General features: G+C 67.9%; 19 protein-coding genes. All 19 read right to left on the bottom strand.

Annotated features, from left to right (window positions below; all coding sequences use genetic code 11):
• Positions 1-35: 35 nt before the first annotated feature.
• Complete coding sequence (locus AB0T83_RS01475) at positions 36-746, bottom strand: DUF2793 domain-containing protein (protein WP_366190935.1); 711 nt, start codon at positions 744-746, stop codon at positions 36-38.
• Complete coding sequence (locus tag AB0T83_RS01470; RefSeq protein ID WP_366190933.1) at positions 739-4662, bottom strand: baseplate multidomain protein megatron; 3924 nt, start codon at positions 4660-4662, stop codon at positions 739-741. Before AB0T83_RS01470 ends, AB0T83_RS01475 begins: the two co-directional genes overlap by 8 nt.
• A 2-nt stretch (positions 4663-4664) precedes the next feature.
• Positions 4665-5105 (bottom strand): C40 family peptidase, encoded by a 441-nt coding sequence (locus AB0T83_RS01465; RefSeq protein WP_366190931.1) that lies wholly within the window; start codon positions 5103-5105, stop codon positions 4665-4667.
• The gene (locus AB0T83_RS01460) at positions 5102-5989 is read right to left on the bottom strand and encodes a phage/gene transfer agent baseplate hub protein (RefSeq protein WP_366190930.1); all 888 of its coding nucleotides are present in this window, start codon (positions 5987-5989) and stop codon (positions 5102-5104) included. Before AB0T83_RS01460 ends, AB0T83_RS01465 begins: the two co-directional genes overlap by 4 nt.
• Complete coding sequence (locus tag AB0T83_RS01455; protein ID WP_366190928.1) at positions 5989-6618, bottom strand: phage distal tail protein, Rcc01695 family; 630 nt, start codon at positions 6616-6618, stop codon at positions 5989-5991. The genes AB0T83_RS01460 and AB0T83_RS01455 overlap by 1 nt, the downstream gene beginning before the upstream one ends.
• A gap of 14 nt (positions 6619-6632) precedes the next feature.
• Positions 6633-7295 carry an RcGTA-type gene transfer agent tail tape measure protein gene (locus tag AB0T83_RS01450; protein WP_366190926.1) on the bottom strand — a complete coding sequence of 221 codons (663 nt, stop codon included), beginning with the start codon at positions 7293-7295 and terminating at the stop codon, positions 6633-6635.
• 6 nt (positions 7296-7301) lie between these two features.
• A complete protein-coding gene (locus tag AB0T83_RS01445) occupies positions 7302-7496 on the bottom strand; it encodes a rcc01693 family protein (protein ID WP_366190924.1) in 195 nt (64 codons plus the stop codon).
• Positions 7493-7819 (bottom strand): gene transfer agent family protein, encoded by a 327-nt coding sequence (locus tag AB0T83_RS01440; RefSeq protein ID WP_366190922.1) that lies wholly within the window; start codon positions 7817-7819, stop codon positions 7493-7495. Before AB0T83_RS01440 ends, AB0T83_RS01445 begins: the two co-directional genes overlap by 4 nt.
• A complete protein-coding gene (locus AB0T83_RS01435) occupies positions 7819-8232 on the bottom strand; it encodes a phage major tail protein, TP901-1 family (RefSeq protein ID WP_366190921.1) in 414 nt (137 codons plus the stop codon). Before AB0T83_RS01435 ends, AB0T83_RS01440 begins: the two co-directional genes overlap by 1 nt.
• 18 nt (positions 8233-8250) lie before the next feature.
• Positions 8251-8667: a DUF3168 domain-containing protein gene (locus AB0T83_RS01430; protein WP_366190919.1), complete on the bottom strand. Its 417-nt coding sequence runs from the start codon at positions 8665-8667 to the stop codon at positions 8251-8253.
• On the bottom strand, positions 8664-9002 hold the full coding sequence (locus AB0T83_RS01425; RefSeq protein ID WP_366190918.1) for a head-tail adaptor protein: 339 nt from the start codon (positions 9000-9002) through the stop codon (positions 8664-8666). The genes AB0T83_RS01430 and AB0T83_RS01425 overlap by 4 nt, the downstream gene beginning before the upstream one ends.
• Positions 8999-9595: a head-tail connector protein gene (locus AB0T83_RS01420; RefSeq protein WP_366190916.1), complete on the bottom strand. Its 597-nt coding sequence runs from the start codon at positions 9593-9595 to the stop codon at positions 8999-9001. The genes AB0T83_RS01425 and AB0T83_RS01420 overlap by 4 nt, the downstream gene beginning before the upstream one ends.
• A gap of 166 nt (positions 9596-9761) precedes the next feature.
• Positions 9762-10967: a phage major capsid protein gene (locus AB0T83_RS01415; RefSeq protein WP_366190914.1), complete on the bottom strand. Its 1206-nt coding sequence runs from the start codon at positions 10965-10967 to the stop codon at positions 9762-9764.
• A 34-nt stretch (positions 10968-11001) separates the two neighbouring features.
• Positions 11002-11565, bottom strand: a complete 564-nt coding sequence (locus tag AB0T83_RS01410) for an HK97 family phage prohead protease (protein ID WP_366190912.1) — start codon at positions 11563-11565, stop codon at positions 11002-11004.
• A complete protein-coding gene (locus tag AB0T83_RS01405; RefSeq protein WP_193141902.1) occupies positions 11562-11822 on the bottom strand; it encodes a GTA head formation protein, RCAP_rcc01685 family in 261 nt (86 codons plus the stop codon). The genes AB0T83_RS01410 and AB0T83_RS01405 overlap by 4 nt, the downstream gene beginning before the upstream one ends.
• Positions 11823-11827: 5 nt before the next feature.
• Positions 11828-13039 (bottom strand): phage portal protein, encoded by a 1212-nt coding sequence (locus AB0T83_RS01400; protein ID WP_366190910.1) that lies wholly within the window; start codon positions 13037-13039, stop codon positions 11828-11830.
• Positions 13040-13122: 83 nt separating this feature from the next.
• On the bottom strand, positions 13123-14493 hold the full coding sequence (locus AB0T83_RS01395) for a DNA-packaging protein (RefSeq protein ID WP_366190909.1): 1371 nt from the start codon (positions 14491-14493) through the stop codon (positions 13123-13125).
• Positions 14402-14743: a hypothetical protein gene (locus AB0T83_RS01390; RefSeq protein WP_366190908.1), complete on the bottom strand. Its 342-nt coding sequence runs from the start codon at positions 14741-14743 to the stop codon at positions 14402-14404. The genes AB0T83_RS01395 and AB0T83_RS01390 overlap by 92 nt, the downstream gene beginning before the upstream one ends.
• A gap of 398 nt (positions 14744-15141) precedes the next feature.
• Positions 15142-16290: an endolytic transglycosylase MltG gene (gene mltG, locus AB0T83_RS01385; RefSeq protein WP_366191086.1), complete on the bottom strand. Its 1149-nt coding sequence runs from the start codon at positions 16288-16290 to the stop codon at positions 15142-15144.
• Position 16291: the final 1 nt, after the last annotated feature.

Here is a 16291-nt window from a genome sequence, read left to right as displayed (position 1 = left end):
AAGCCGAATGACCGCCCATTTCCACCCCGGCCCGATCACACCCGCGGGATTTGCAGCCGCATCAGATGCACCGCCAGCCGCAGATCGCCCGCCGCAAAACTGCCGCCCTCGGCCTCGATCAGCAGCGGCGTGTCGGCATAGAAGGCCTGCGGCTGGCCGCTCAGCCCCTCGACCCAGGATCCCAGCCCAAGGCCCAGCCCGGTACCGTATTGCCCCGATCCGCCGGGCACGCCCAGACGCCAGCTGCTGGCCGAACCGCTCAGCGCCGTGGTGACGATCCCGGTGACGCCAAGGACCACCGAGCGCGCCGGGATGATGGCTGCCGTTGTCACCGACGCGCCGGTCCCCACCGGCACGTCCACCTCGATCACCTGCATCAGGCTGGCCGCGCCATGGGCAGACACCGCCACCGCATGGGCCACCCAGCCTTGCCCGTCGTGCAGCACCGGCACGCCCTGATCCGCGACCCAACCGCGCCAGCCCGCCGCCGGGGTCACATAGACCCAGCCGCCGTTGTCGAAGACGGCGAGCTTGCCGACCTCCGCCGCCCAGACCCCGCTCGCGCCCTGCGGTACGCCATAGACCGCGCCGTCAATTGCACTGGCAGGCGGCGCGGTTTGCGTCACCGACAGCAGGGTCGTCTGACAGACCGCATCCAGCCGCGCCAGTGCTGTGTTCACCGTCACATGTTTCTGGGCCTGAGCCTCCATCACCAGAGGCAGCCCGAGGTTCGCCGTATTAGCCATTGATCGTCACCTTTCCGAAAAGACCCGGACCGAAACGGTCCGACAATTGCGCCACTTCCAGCGTGTAGGGGCCGCTGACACCATCCGCCGCGCGGCTGGCCGCGTCATAGGTCCACTGCGGGCTGGTCACCGTCACTTCGCGTCTGATCGTGCCCTGCCGGATGCGCAGCAAATAGCGCTCTTGCGCCTCGCCCAGCGGGATCTCGGGCAGTGACCACAGATCGCCGTCAACGCGGCTGCGGCGGATCCAGCGCAGCCGGTGATCGCCTGTCGCGGTGACCTCGGCGTGCAGATGCACCGGCGCATAGGGCCGCAGCCCGTTGCCCGAGAAAGCCGCCTGCTGATGCACGAAGCTGGGATCGGTATAGGGCTGGTCCGACGGGCCGATGCGATAGTGCCGGGTCAGACCCCGCGCAGCCGAAGCCAGTTCGATCTGCACAAGAGCCGCGTCCAGCACCACCACCAGACTGCCCGCCGGCCAGACATCCGGGATCATCCCGTCGCTGCCCAACTGGCCGCGCAGCCGCTCGGACAGATCAAACAGATCCGGCCCCACCAGATCGGCGTGACGAAACTGGACTACTTCCCAATTTCCGGGGCTGCCGTCGCCAATGGCCAGCGCATTGGCGCCGTTGAGCATTTCCGCCTCGCTCACCGAACTCAGCCCGCCCTCGGGGATCTCGACCGTCAGCGGCGCGCCGCGATCCAGCCGCCCCGGCGCGGCCCGTGTCAGATCGGTCCGGGTCAACCCGACCCGCGCGCCCAATTCCACCAGCGTGTTCAGGTCATAGTCGCTGTCGCTGCCCGAGCCATAGACCGCGATTTCGCCCGGCCAGGGCCGTGCCGCCACCGCCAGATAGGGTGCATGCGGCACATCCTCGGACCGCAGCAAGGGCAGGTCCAGAAACACCGACGACGGCGGCACCGGGGCGGGAAAGGCCGCAATCCGCGACACCTCCTCGATGGCCGGACCCGGCTGGTAGACCGGCGTTTCCACGCGCACCGCTTCCAGCAGATGCAGGCCCACATCCTCGCAGCGATCCACCCGGAACCGGCCCAGGCTGCCGCCGTGCGGCAGGTCGATCACATCGCCCGCCCCCAGATCCATGCGGCTGGGCGGCAGCGCCAGTTTCACCGTGTCCCGCGCGATCCGGCCTTCGGCCAGCCAGCGTTCAGCCAGCCCCCGCGCCTCGGCCCTGGTCAGAACCATGTTCAACTCGGATCTGGCGACGTTTTCCACCTCGCCGCCCGGCACCGCCGCGTCGATCGAGGCCACGTCGAAACCGCTGTCAGCGGCCACATAGTCGAGCCGCACCCGTCCGGGCACCTCGCTGTCTGCGGCGCGCAGAACCGACAGGTCGCCGTCCTCTTCGGGGTGCTGGGCCAGATCCTCCATGCCCAGCACCGCATCCGCCGCGCCGCCGCGCGACCGGAACACCAGCCGGCCCTCGCGTTCCAGCGCATCGAACCCATGCGCCAGCATCAGCGGCTCAAGTGCGGCGCGGGCGCTTTCGGGCTGACCAACGGCATAGCCGCGCACCAACCCGTGCAGCCCGCTTACATCCGGGTCAGCCACCCCGGCACGAACGCAGATCTCGCGCACCACGGTGGACAGAAGTTGCGCCCCCGTGCGCCCGTTCAGCCAATGCCCGCGCAAGTAGTTGTCGCCATCGCTCCAGACATCGCTGCGGCCGGGAAACCACGGATAGGGCCGCGCGTCCCAGGCCCAGACGAAGGCCCGGCTCATGTCCACCATCGGCCCGCCGTAGACCCCCGACACCGGGTTCTGCGCCGGATCGGACCAGAAGCCGACCATGGCGCGCAGGTACTGCATCTGGATCAGGTCGTCCCGCGCCCCAGTCGAGGCGCGTGGCAGCACCGATTCCGACGACTTGGGATCCAGGAACTTGTTGGGCTGGTTGGTGCCCTTGTCGATGGCCGCGCAGCCCAGCTCGGTGAACCAGATCGGCTTGCTGCGCGGCACCCAGGGCGTCGCCCCCGCCGCCCGCACTCCGCCGATGCGGTTGTGGTGGGGACTGCTCCACCAGCCGCGCAGATCCTTGTAGCGGAACACCCAGGGCTCGCCATAAGCGCCATCGGTGATCGGGCTGCGCAGTTGCGCCGCCGCGTCGGCGGCACTGGCATAATACCAGTCATAGCCCTCGCCCCCCGCCACATTGGCCTTCAGGTAGTCGAGGTCATAGATCGAGCCCCAGCTTTCATCCGCATGGCCGGCCTCGTCGCGCCAGTCCGACAGCGGCATGTAATTGTCGATGCCGATGAAATCGATCTCGGGATCGGCCCACAGCGGATCGAGGTGAAACAGGTGATCGCCGCTGCCATCGGTCGGGGAATAGCCGAAGTATTCCGACCAATCTGCCGCGTAGCCCAGCTTGACCGCGCCACCCAGAAGGGCGCGTACCTCGCCCGCCAGCGCCTTGAATTCGGCCACCGCCGGACAACCGCTCTGGCTGTCGCGGATCTGGGTCAGACTGCGCATTTCCGAGCCGATACAGAAGGACTCCACCCCGCCCGCCGCCTTGCACAGCGCCGCATTGTGCAGGATGAACCGGCGCAGGGACCATTCGTTGGGACCGGTATAGGTGACGGTGTCGCCCGAGATGCTGAAATCCGATGCCCGCGCAGAGCCAAAAAACGCGCCCACCTCGGTCGCCGCTGCCGCCGTCTTGTCGGGGCTGCCCGGCTGACCCGGCGCGATCGAGGTCGTGATCCGCCCGCGCCACGGCAGCGGCGGCTGGTCGGCCGCCCCGGTCCAGGGATCGCTCAGCCCGTTGCCCGCCAGCTGGTCCATCAGGATGAACGGATAGAACATCACCTTCTGCCCACGCGCGTTCAGGTTGCGGATCGCGCCGATGACACTGGCGTCCGAGGGCGTGCCGCCATAGATCGACCGGCCGCCATCCTTGGGCACTTCTTGCGCCTGATACCGCTCCAACCCGGCAACATGCCAGGAATCCGGGTCGCCATCTGCCAGCTTCTGTTCGACCTTGGGGCGGATCCTGGCGCGGTCGCAGCGCAGGTCATCGCCGAACCAGGACACCACCAGCGACACCGCCCCGCAGTTGGGCAGCTCTTCCTGCAGGGCGTCCATGGACACCGTGAAATCCGTGCGACCCCCGGGGCTGTTCACATTGGCCGACCGCTTCAGCCCGAACCCTTCGACATAGTGCACCCGTTCGGGCGACAGCGCGTATTCACCGGTGCCGGGGATCAGCGCCACGGCCTGCACCCCGTCCACCATCGCACCGTCCGCGTCCTGATAGGCGGGCTGCTCGGGACGGATCACCTCGAAGCTGAATTGCGGCACCCGGTTGCCATAAGCTTCCAGTTGCAAATCCTCGAACACCACATAGGCCGTGCCGCGAAAGGCCGGGGCGTTCTCGCTGCCCTCCACGGCGGCGATCTTGGGATCGGGCAATTGCGTCTCGCTGCCGCGATAGACCCGCAACGACAGCTGGTCGGTACGGATCTCCTGCCCGTCGGCCCAGATCCGCCCGACGCGGGAAATCTCGCCCTCGCACAGAGCCACCGCAACGCTGACACTGTAGCTGTAGGTCCGCACCTTGGATTTCGGCGCGCCGCCCTTGCCGCCCCCGACGCGGGTGGTCTTGCGGCTTTCCTCGAAATTCGACGCCCAGATAACTTGTCCCGGCACCCGGATACGGCCAAAGACCTGTGGGATCGGCGCGCCCTGCGAGGCCCCGGTGACACGGAACCGATCCACCTGCCCGCGCTCCACCACCTGCGAGCCGCTGCCCATGATCCGCTGGTCGATGGCCCGCCCGATGGTCGCCCCTGCCGCCCGGCCGATGACCGCCGCCGACAGGCCCAGGAACGAGCCGCCAAGCGCGCTGCCCGCCGCCGCGCCGGCGGCTGAAAGAAGTAGTGTCGCCATGATCAGGCTCCTTCGGGAAATGCAAAACGCGCCACGATGCGCCGCCGCCACGGCTGCGACAGGGGGCTTTCAACCACCCCGTGCCGGGCATAGGCGTGGATGAAGGCCGCCTCCGGCCCGGTGGCCGATTGCAGGCCCAGATGCTTGGCCACCATGCCGTCGCGCATGCGGAACAGAAGCACATCGCCCTCGGCCTCGGACCCCGGCGGTCGCGCCACCAGCCAGCGGCGGGCGGCGGCCAGCAGCCGTTCCTCGCCCTGCGGTTCCGACCAGTCGGGGCTGTAGGGTGGCACCGGTTCCGGCTCGGCGCCGTAAAGCTCGCGCCAGACCCCGCGCAACAGCCCAAGGCAATCGCAGCCCGCGCCCCGGGTGGTGGCCTGGTGCAGATAGGGCGTGCCAAGCCAGCCCCGCGCGACCGCGATGCTTTGCTGCGCCCGGCTCATCGCACCCGGCTCCCGCCGTTGTTGCGGCCCGCGCGTTTGGGCACGGCCATCAGCCAGTCGTCGCCGGGAATATCCGGAAAGCCCCGGAAGTTCAGGAAATTGCCGAACTTCCCTCGGCAGGTCGCAGCCCGCTTGTCGCAGCCCGCCGTCAGGCGCAGCTGATCACCGGGCACCAAGGGTGCGCGCAGGTCTTCCCACAGATGCAGGGTGCGGCCCGTCCCGTTCAGCTGGTCCTCCTTGATCTGCACCGACAGATCCTTGGCCGCCCCGCTCAGCACCACCATCTCACCGCGCGTGAACCAGCCTTCCGAATGCGCCACAGGATCGGTCACGCGCAGCTCTTGCGGGCGGCGCACTTCGGTCAGGGTCAGGGTGACGGAATGGGCCGGGTCGCCCAGGGCCACCTTGCAGGCGCCATCGCCCAGATGCGCCGAACACAGCGGCTGGAACGCGCGGCCCTGCGGCTGGTTCAGCGCTTCGGTCAGCCCGCGCAACTCGGCCCGGAACACCCCGCCGCCGGCGCGCACCTCGCCCAGATGACCGCGAAACACCGGGTGGCGCGTGGCCGGATCGGCCCAGTTCACCAACCAGGACTCGACCTCGGCCCCGTCGAAGCGGCCTGCCGCCAGATCTTCCTCGGTCACGGCGGCGGCACTCAGCGCGCCCAAAGCCTCGGAATTGTCCACCGACAGGCCGGTTGATTGCTCCAGCGCCTGCGCGGTCAGCCCGGTGTCGGCCTTGAAGGTGGTGCCGTCGAACCCAAGATCCCGGTCGTGATCGGTGAACCCCAGCGTTCGCCCGTCGCGCCGACGGATCCGCCAGCAGCGGCACAGCGTCGTGGTGCCAGTGTCCAGATGCGCCTGGAGAGCTGCCGAAACCGCCATCAGACCCGCACCTCGACCACCGGCACATCGGGCACGTCGCCGGCCTGGAAACTGGCGACCGAGGTGACGATCTGGTCGGTGTCGAAGCGCACCGGCACGTCGTATTCGTACCCCGCCGTCACCACCTGTCCCGCTCCCGGCGCCACGCCCAGCGTGACCTGCCCGGTGGTATCATCGACGCTGAACCCGCCGGGCGGCACCTCAACCCCCGCCACGGCAACCCGCACGGTCCCGGTCACGGGTTTGGCGATAGGCCGCTGATAGCTCTCGCTGCCCGAGACATAGCGCTTGGTCAGCCCGAACACCGCCGTCGCCCCGTCGCCGGTGCCGATCACCTGATCTCCGGGCGCCGGGTCCGCCGAGGGCAGGCAGCTTTTGAAATCCGCCCAATCCTTCCAGCGAAACCCGTACAGCCGCCCTTGCCGCGCCTCGAAAAAGGCGATCAGCGCGGCCACATCGTCCAGCGACCGCACGCCCATGCCCGCGTCATAGCGGCGGCGCGACTGTGCCCAGGGGGTGTTGCGCTCCTCGAAGCCGTTGGCCAGCGTCACCACTTCGGTCCGCCGCTCCGGCCCGCCTGCCGAGCCGAAGCTCAGCGAGGTCGGAAATCTGATCTCGTGAAAACCCATGGCCTGTCTCCTGTTCAGCGATTGCGTTGCCCGGCGCCAAGCGCGCGGCCCATCTGCGCCGCGATCTGGGTGCGCGAGCGCTGGAACCCGGCCACATCCGGGGTCGAGACGTTGATGACGACGTTGACCGGCCGCGCCGCGCCGCCCTCGGCCTTGACGCCCAGGCTGCCGTCAGCGCCGCGGGTCAGCGGCATGATGGCCTCCGGCCCCGCCTCGCCCATCAGCCCGGTGCCGCCGCGCATGGGAAAACTCACTGGCCCCGAGACCACGCCGCCGCGCGCAAAGGGCGTCACCCGCCCCTGGCTGAAGGCCCCGCCCTTGGCGAAGGGCAGCGCGCTTGAAATCACCGACTCGATCCCGGCCCCGGCGATCTTGCCAAAATGCTTGGTCACCGGGCTGATGGCCGAGGAATAGGTGGCGCTCAGCATCGACTCGCCGACCTTTTTCATGGCGTCCGACAGTTTCATCCCGTCGAAAACCAGCCCGTCAAACGCCCCGCGAAGCCCGCGGCTGATGCCACCCGACAGGTTGCGCACCTCGCGTCCCGTGTCGGCCATGGTGGTGCGGATCTGCTGCAACTCGCCGGTGAACACCGAGGCCACGCTCTGCGCCCCCGCAAGGCTGTCTTCCAGCGCATCCACCTGCCGGTTGAAATCTTCCACTTCCAAGCTGTCCATCCTGAATCATCCTGTTGTCGTGTCGGGAAATTGCGCCATCAGCGCCCCAAGGCGATCGCGCCCCATGCGCGCGTCGGCGCTGTCGGACTGGCCCAGCATCAGCCAAAGCTCGGCGGGCGTCAGGGCCCAGAACCGGTCCGGCGTCAGCCCCAGCCCGCACAGGCCCGCGCGCATCAGGCCGGGCCAGTCCAGCCCGCTCATCCACCCGGCTCCTGCGGCAGGGCAAAGGCGCGGGCCAGCAACAGCGCCGCCGCCTGCGCCGCCACCAGCGGCCCGCCGTCGATTTCGGCCCGCATCAGGTCGCGCGGGCCCAGATCGGCCCCGCCGCCCCGCAGCCCGGCAACGATCAGGGCCAGCACGTCGCGGGTCGAAAATGCCCCGCTCTCGAACCGCCCGACCAGATCCAGAAGCGAGCCACTGTCCAGCTCCGCCTCCAGTTCCGCCAGCGCCCCCAGCGTCAGCCGCAACACCCGCGCCTGCCCGTCGATGGTCAGCGCCACCTCGCCTCGCCACGGATTGGCCATCAGATCGCCGTGAAGCTCAGGGCCCCGGCCGAGGCCAGCGACATCTCATAGGTCGCCTCGCCGTCGTAATTGCCGGAATACTCCAGGGCGGTGATCTGGAACTCCCCCTGAACGATCCCGAAGTCGGGGATCACCACCTGATAGACCGTGACCTGAGAACCGAAGAACATGTCCTTGGCGCGCAGATCGGTGCTGTCGTCGCGAAACACCCCCGCCCCGGTCAGCGAGGCCGACCGCACCCCTGCCCCGGAGAGGAGCTCGCGCCAACCGCCCGCACTGTCCAGGCTGGTCACATCCACCGTTTCGGCGTTGAACCCGATGCGCGTGGCCCGCAGCCCCGCGAGGGTGCGGAAATCGCCATTGCCGTCGAAATCGATCTTGATCAGCAGATCCTTGCCGCTTTGTACCGTCATGGAAACTCTCCCGTTTCGTTAAGGGGTCTCATCCACCAGCGCGCGGAATCGCAGGTCGATCCGGCGGCCAGAGGCATTGCGGGTGCGCCGTGCGCGCGCCCGTTCGAAAGTCAGGGCGACCAGATGGCCGCTGCCCATGGTCAGCGTGGCACCGGTCAGCGCCGCGTCTACGGCCGCCGCCACGCGCTTGGCGTGATGGAACCCGGCCGCATCGGTCACCACCGACAGGGTCAGCCGGTACATCGTGGCGCGCGCGCCCTTGTCCGAGCGGTCCCGCGCCTCCTCGTCGCCCAGCAGCACATAGGTGGGCGGCAAGGCGCCCTCGCCGGGTGGGGCATCGAAAATGGCCGGCCCCACCAGCGCGGCCAAAACTGCGTCGGCGGTCAGATGGCCATAGATCGCCGCCTGAAGGGCCGGAGCGGTGGCATAGCTCATGCGCTCACCTCCTCGACCGCGTCGCAGATCAGAAAGCGGGCGGCCGGGTCGGCCTCGCGCACCGCGGTGATCTCGAAACAGCGCACGCCGGCGCGCAGCCGGTCGCGCACCCTTGGCCGCGACGGCGCCCCCACCGGCGCTCCGCGCAGTGTGATGCGATAGCGCACCCGCGACACCGCCGCGCCGTCATGTCCGGCCTCGCGGCCCGGTAGCGGCTCCAGCGCGCCCCACAGCAGGCCCTCCTGGCTCCAGCCGACCGAGGCGCCCCCGGCACCATCGGCCAGCGCCACCGGGCGCTCCAGCCCCAGCCGTGTTCTCAGAAGATGCGGGCTCATGCGCTGGCCCCTCCCAGGATGCGCACCGTGCGATACCGTGCAATCAGCGCGCCGACCCCGAAGGGCAGGTTGCCGTCGTCACCGCCGTCAAGCCGGGATTCATAGAAATGCGCGGCCATCAGCAGAACCGCCTGCGCCAGATCGGCGGGGATCCCGGACCAGTTGGCGGCAAACCCGGCCACGAAGGTCACCTCGGCCTTGCCCCGCATCGGGATCGTCGGCAGGCAGCCCTGGGCGGGATGAAGCTGCGGGCGGTGCATGTCTTCCTCAAGGCTCACGTCGGCGGGGCTCAGCGGCGTCACATCGCCGGTGGCGCCGACCAGCGACAGGGCGGTGATCTGGGTCACCGGGGCCACCGGCAGCGCCTGCACCACCGGGCTGCGCCAGGCCTGCACGGTCCAGCGGAAGGCGCGGGCGAACAGAACCTTGCCGGTCCGCGCCTCGATCGCATCCAGCGCCGCCCGCAGGGCCCGCTCCAGAACCGGATCCTGAATGTCGTCATCGGCAAAGCCGGTGCCCAGACGCAGATGCTCGCGCAATTCGGCCATCGGCAGATCGAAAACGGAAACCGGGGCTAGCTCGACAAGCTTCATGAACTGTCCTCCACTTGGGGGGTTGGGCCAGAGGCCAAGGCAGGGTGGCCGCCCTCCCGCCGCGCTGCTCGAACGGATGGGAAAGCTGGACAACGCGACCATTTCCTGAACGGCCACCCCTGAAGACCGGACCCCCTGCAGAGTCCGGCCTTGTTCTGCGCTGCGGTTACGAGATGTCGAACTTCAGCAGCTTGATCGCCGCGAAGTCGCTGACGTCGCCGCCGACGCGCTTGGTGGCATAGAACAGCACATGCGGCTTGGCCGAGAACGGATCGCGCAGCACCCGCAGGTCGGGACGCTCGGCAATGGTGTAGCCCGCCGCGAAATCCCCGAAGGCGATGGCGGCCACGCCGGGCGCGATGTCGGGCATCTTTTCCGAGATCAGCACCGGATAGCCCATCAGGCGCGACGGCTCGCCCGCGGCCAGACCATCGGACCACAGGAAGCGGCCATCGGCATCCTTCATCTTGCGCACGGCACCGGCGGTCTTCGAGTTCATCACGAAGCTCGCGTTGGCGCGGTAGCGGCTTCCCAGCGCATAGACCAACTCGATGATCGCGTCCGAGGCATTGGTGGACGAGAAATCCCCCGCCGCGCCGGTGAAGACATAGCCCAGGTTGCCCCAGCTCCAGCTGTCATTGTCGATCATCGGATGGGTCAGGAACCCGCGCGGCTTGTCGACCCCGTCGCCATTGATGAAGGCCTCGGCCTCGGCGCGGGCGAAGTTCTCGCCGATGCGCCCGGCCAGCCAGTTCTCGATGTCGAAGGCGCTGTCGTCCAGCAGGCGCTGGCTGACCTTCGGCAGGGCGCTCAGTTCGTGCAGGTTGATCGGAATGCGCGAGATCTGCGGCGTGGTGCTGTCGGTCAGCGTCGCGGTCTCATTGGCCCAGGTAAAGCCCATGTCCTCGTGATCCACCAGCACATCGTAAGAGTTCGCCTCCACATGCACCACGGTGGCGATCGACCGGATCGACGACGTCGACTGCAGCACGCTCTGGATGGCCTCCGAAGTGACCTGGTCGACCAGCACGCCCTCGCTGGTGGTGGTCATGCCCTTGGTTTCCAGGTCCAGCGATCGCAGCGCTTCCTCGTTGCCGCTGCGCAGGTAGCCTTCGAAGGCCTTCTGGTGCGGCACCTCGGTTTCGGCGGTGACGGACAGGGCGGGGCGCCCGGCGAAAGCGGTCTTGCGATCCAGCATGGTCAGTTTCTCTTCCTGTGCTTTGAGTTGGTTGGAAATCCCCTGCCGGAACTCGGTCAGGTCCTGCATGAGCCCGACAAAGGCGGACTTCATCTCGGCCACCCCGCTGGGCGGCACCGGCTGGGCGGCGGGCATAACTTCCCCGCCCCGAGCCTTGGTCTCGGGTTCAATCATCCGATGTCCTTTCTGATAGGTTGGGCGCGGAGGCTCAGTCCGCCGCGGCCAGGGTCTGACGGGCGGCGCCGAAAATCTCGGCCAGCTCCCGGCAAAGGGTGTCGTTGCGATCCTCGGCCTTGGCGCCGATGCGGGCCTCGGGCAGCATCGGGAAGGTCACCAGCGACACTTCCCACAGCTCCAGCTCGGTCAGCACCCGGCGGCCCTCGGCATCCTTGGTGGCCGCAACGGTGCGGTAGCCGATGGACAGCCCGTCGATGGCCCCGGCCTCGATCAGGCTGGCGGCCTCGCGGCCCCGGGTCACATCGGTCAGCAGGCGGCCCTTGACGAACAGGCCGGTGGCGTCCTCGTGGACCTCGTCCCAGATGCCGATGGGCTGGGACGGATCATGCTGCCACAGCAGCTTGACCGCGCGGCCCGCCTTGCCCAACCGCTCCAGCGACCTTGTGTAGGCCCCCGCCGCCACCACGTCGCCGCCCTGATCCGTGCGCCCGAACAACGAGGCATAGCCCTCGATCCGGCAACCGTCCTCCAGCGCGACCTCTCCGTCGAACCTGCAGAACTTGTGTTCCAACCCCGAGGGGCTCTGCGTGGTCATGATCCAAATCCTCCATTGGGAGCCAAAGTCAGCAGCGAGCGGATGGCCTGCGCCAGGATGGTGGCCACCACGCCATAGACAGTCAGCCACAGCCGGCGTTCCAGCCGCTCCATCATCTGTTCGATCCGTTCCAGCCGCCCGTCGATGCCGGAAAACTTCAGGTCCAGAAGCTTTTCCTGTACTTCGTGCACCTTCACCGGACTGTGGTCGAAGGGCTCATACAGAAAGCGTGAACCGCCGGGCGCTGGTCTGGGCATTTCGCTCACGCGCCCTCTCCCGTGCCCTCGACAACGGGCGGCAGACCCAGCAGGCCGCGCTTTTCGTTGCGGGTCAGGAAGTCGGCCTCACGCACCCGGCGCCACTGCGCCTCGCGCTCGGCTGACAGGGCCGGGATCTTGTCCAGATCGGGCTGCAGCCACACCGCCTCTCCGGTGAAGCGCGCCAGCCAGTCGGCGATGGCGGCCGAAACCCGCGTGGCCAGCGGCAGCACGGTCAGGCGATAGAAGGCGCGGTTGGCCTCCTGGTAATTGGCATAGGTCGCATCGCCGGGGATCCCCAACAGCATCGGCGGCACCCCGAAGGCCAGGGCGATCTCGCGCGCGGCGGCTTCCTTGGTCTTCTGGAACTCCATGTCCGAGGGGCTGAACCCCATCGGCCGCCAGTCCAGCCCGCCTTCCAGCAGCATCGGCCGTCCGGCGTTGCGCGCGCCCTGATAGTTGGCGGCCATCTCGTCCACCAGCCGCTCGTACTGATCGTTGGACATGGTCCCCTGCCCCTCGGGGCCGGTAAAGACGATGGCGCCCGAGGGCCGTGCCGCATTGTCCAGTAGCGCCTTGGACCAGCGCGACGCCGAATTGTGCACATCCACCGCGTTCGCCGCCGCCTGCAAAGGCGAAAACCCATAGTGATCGTCCAGCGGGCTGAAGCTGCGGATATGGCAGATCGGCGGCACATCGCCGGTCATGTCGAAGCGATGCTTGCGCCCGCCGACCGAGTATTCATAGGCCGCGGGCCAGCCATCGCCGCCCGGCACCACCCGCATCCGGTCCGACCGCAGCACATGCAGCTCCAGCGGCATCACGCCCAGACCACCGCCCGCGCCTTCCAGATAGCCGTTGCCCGATAGCAGGATCTGGCCGTAGAGCATTTCCAGAAGCTCGGCCCGTCCCTGCGCCCCATTGGGCCGGGCCAGCCGGTCGGACAGCGGATGCGCGTCATAGCGGCGCTCGGCATCCTGCACCACCAGCGGCAGGGCTGCGGCGGCTTCGGCGATCAGCTTCACCGACCGGAAGCCCACCGGATTGCCCGAGAACCCGTTGCGGATCAGGCTGGTGGCATCGCGTGGTCCCCAGACCGACCGCCCGGCCCCTTGCACCGCCGCCAGCACCGAGCCGGTGGCAGACGCCTTGCGCTCTGGCGCGGGCGGGGTCATCGGCGGCTGGTTCGGCTCGCGTTTGAAAAATTCCTTGATCATCGGCAAAGGCCCTCCTTGACCGCAAGCGACCTGCGCCGCGGTGTGTACTTTTTCGGTCTCGGATGTGTCGGTTTCGGGGGGTGCTACAGGCCCCGGACGCGCGGGCGAAGGAACCGCCCGGCAGGTTCGATCATCAGGTCGGTCAGGGCCCAGACCAGCGCATCGACGCGGTCGGGACTGCCCCGCCCTTCGAAGCCGCGAATGGTCATCTGGCACATCTGGTCTTCCAGATCTCCCAGACCCCGCAGGTGTTTCACCCGCCCCTGTTCATAGAGCGCCGCCACCGGCTCGGCCCGTGCGGCCTTGCCCCGGCTGGCCCGCACCGCCCGGAAAGGCACCATCGGATCGACCTGGCGGATCACGGTCTCGACCATGTCGCCGCCCTGGTTGACCTCGGCGACCATGCGGTCGGCCTTGTGCCGCGCCATCGCCGCCAGCGCCGCCTCGGCCCAGCCGGTCGGGCTGGCCTTGCCCAGCGAGGCATCCTCGATCACATAGGCGGTCCAGTCCTGCGGCGACCCCGACATGCGGACCCCCACAACAAGGATCCCGCATTGGTCCGAGGTGTTGTGCCCGGTCACCGGCGGATCCACCGCCACCACAACGCGATCCAGATCCGGCAGCGTCTCGACCTGACAGGCCTGCAACATCGGCTGGGTCCACATGGCCCCCTCGACTTCCTCCAGCAACACCCCGTCCAGCTCCTGCCGCCCCAGCCGCGTCCCGGCATAGCGTGCCCGCACTTCCGCCAGGAAGCTGTCGGCCAGATAGGCGGCGTTGGCCTCGGTCGCGGCGGCGGTCACCACCGTCGACGGATTGTCGAGGATGCGCTTCAGCACGCCGACGTTGCGCGGCGTGGTGGTCACCACCTGCCGGGGCGTCTGGCCCAGTCGCAGTCCGAATTGCAGCATGTCCCAGGCATCCTCCGCCTTCTTCCACTTGGCCAACTCGTCGACCCAAGCCGCATCGAACTGCGGGCCGCGCAGGCTTTCCGGCTCATGCGCCGAAAACACCTGGGCGATGGCACCGTTGGGCCAGACCAGCCGTTTCCGCGTCGCCTCCCAGACCGGTTTTCGGTCAGGGGGCGAACAGGCCAGGATGCCGCTGTCGCCGAACACCATCACCTCGCGCACCTGTTCGATGGTCTCGCCGACCAGCGCCACCCGCCGCGACCGGCCCGGATCCAGCGGCCGCGATCCTTCGACCTCGCGCCGTACCCACTCGGCCCCGGCGCGGGTCTTGCCCGCGCCACGGCCACCCATGATGACCCAGGTCCGCCATTCGCCCGCCGGGGGCAACTGGTGCTCCAGCGCCCAGAACTCGAAGAGATAGGGCAAGGCCAGAAGCGTGCCCGGCGACAGGTCATTCAGAAACGCCTCCCGCACCTCCGGCGGCGCCGAGGCAAGCAAGACGCCGCCCGATTTCAAGTCTCGCGGCGTCGAAGTCGAGGGCATAGTCGTGGACAATGCCAGCTTGTTCCCGCTGTTCCTTTTCAAGACGTTCCCTTTCCGCGATTGCCGACTGCAGGGCGTTCTTCAGCTCCCGAAGAAGCTTGCCTGCCTCCCCGATCTTGCCGATCTCGCCGTCGTCCAGTTGGTCCACCAGTTTGTCGAGCGCACCTGTGGCGCGGTCGAGTTGCTTGCGTGCCGCAGAGCGCACATGCCCTGCGGTGTTCTCCCCCGTTTCGGGGATGATCATCACCATTCTTGTTAACCCGCCTCTCCCGGTATCCCGTCGAGAGAGCCATGAACGCGACATCCACCAAGTCTTTCCGGCGTCTTGTCCATGTCTTCCAGCTTGCCTAAATTGATAATTCGATCGGGCCGTTTTGTCAATGAAAACAGACTTTTAGAACAAACCGGAACCGTTCGAGCCGTTAAGGTTTCCAGGGTCGCGAATCGATTAACACCGGGCCGCGACACCGCGCGTGCCCTTGTTTTTCTGACGATGGAAACCCCCGCCGCGTGTTCAGGATTATTAACAGGGCCTTGACCGGCCACCGGCGCCAAAAGGCAGGATCCCCACACCATCGGTGCAGGGATCCCCAACTTTCTGACGTTGATTTTCAGGCCGCGCGGGAGATTCGCCCCACGCGCGACTCGCTACTGACTGCGCTGCTGCTCGATCTGACGCCAGCGGCGCACGTTGATGTTGTGCTCCTCCAGCGTCCGGGCAAACACATGCCCGCCGGTGCCATCGGCCACGAAGAACAGGAAGTCGGTCTCGGCCGGATTCACCGCGGCCTCGATCGCCTCGCGCCCCGGGTTGGCAATGGGCGTCGGTGGCAGCCCGTCGATGGTATAGGTGTTGAAGGGCGTCGGCCGGGCCAGCTCGCTGCGGTACAGCCCGCGGCCCAGAACGCCCTCGCCCTTGGTGATGCCATAGATCACCGTCGGGTCGGTTTGCAGCCGCATCCCCTTGTTCAGCCGGTTGATGAAGACGCTCGACACCCAGGGCCGTTCCTCGGCGACGCCGGTTTCCTTCTCGATGATCGACGCCAGGATCAGGGCTTCTTCGGCGCTTTCCAGCGGCAACCCTTCGGCGCGTCCGGCCCAGGCGGCGGTCAGGATGGCCTCCTGCTCTTCGCGCATTCGCTGCTGCAATTCGGCCCGGTCCGAGGCCATGTCCACATCGTAGCTGCCCGGCGCCAGCGCGCCTTCCGGGGCAACCTCGACCGGCGCGCCGGTCAGGAATCCCGCCTTGTTCAGACTGTCGGCCACCTGCCAGCTGGTCACGCCTTCGGCCATGGTCACCCGCGTGCGGGCAAACCCCCGGCTGAGCAGGTCATCATAGGCATCGGGCGTCGGATCGCCCAGGGTGAAATCGGCGGTGATCTGGTACTCCGAGGTGGCTGGATCCAGCTCCCGCACCCGGATCGTGGTGGTGGCCACACCGATCCGCAGGTTGATCTCGCTGCCGCAGGTGCTTTGGCCGCTGCGGGTCACAAGATCGACGATCTGCTGCATCGAGGCGCCGGGCGGGATCAGGAAGTTGCCAGCCTTCAGGCGGTCGGCCTTCTCCTCGTAATCCGCACCCACGCGCATCAGGGCAGGGAATTTGATCATCCCCTTATCGGCCAGATCACCGCTGACCGATGTCATGGTCGCGCCGCGCGGCACGCTCAGGCAGACCGCCTCGGTGGACGGCCCCTCCGCGCGATAGGAGTTCTGCGCCAGCGCCACGGCAATCCCGACCCCGGCAAGCAGAACGATAAGAAGCGTCAACGCATTGGACGCGACCGAGCGCCAGATC

This window comes from Meridianimarinicoccus marinus, assembly GCF_040689105.1.
In the GTDB taxonomy this organism is placed as follows: domain Bacteria; phylum Pseudomonadota; class Alphaproteobacteria; order Rhodobacterales; family Rhodobacteraceae; genus Meridianimarinicoccus; species Meridianimarinicoccus marinus.
Note: the sequence above shows the minus strand (reverse complement) of the source record. Positions and strands in the feature narration are given on the sequence as shown.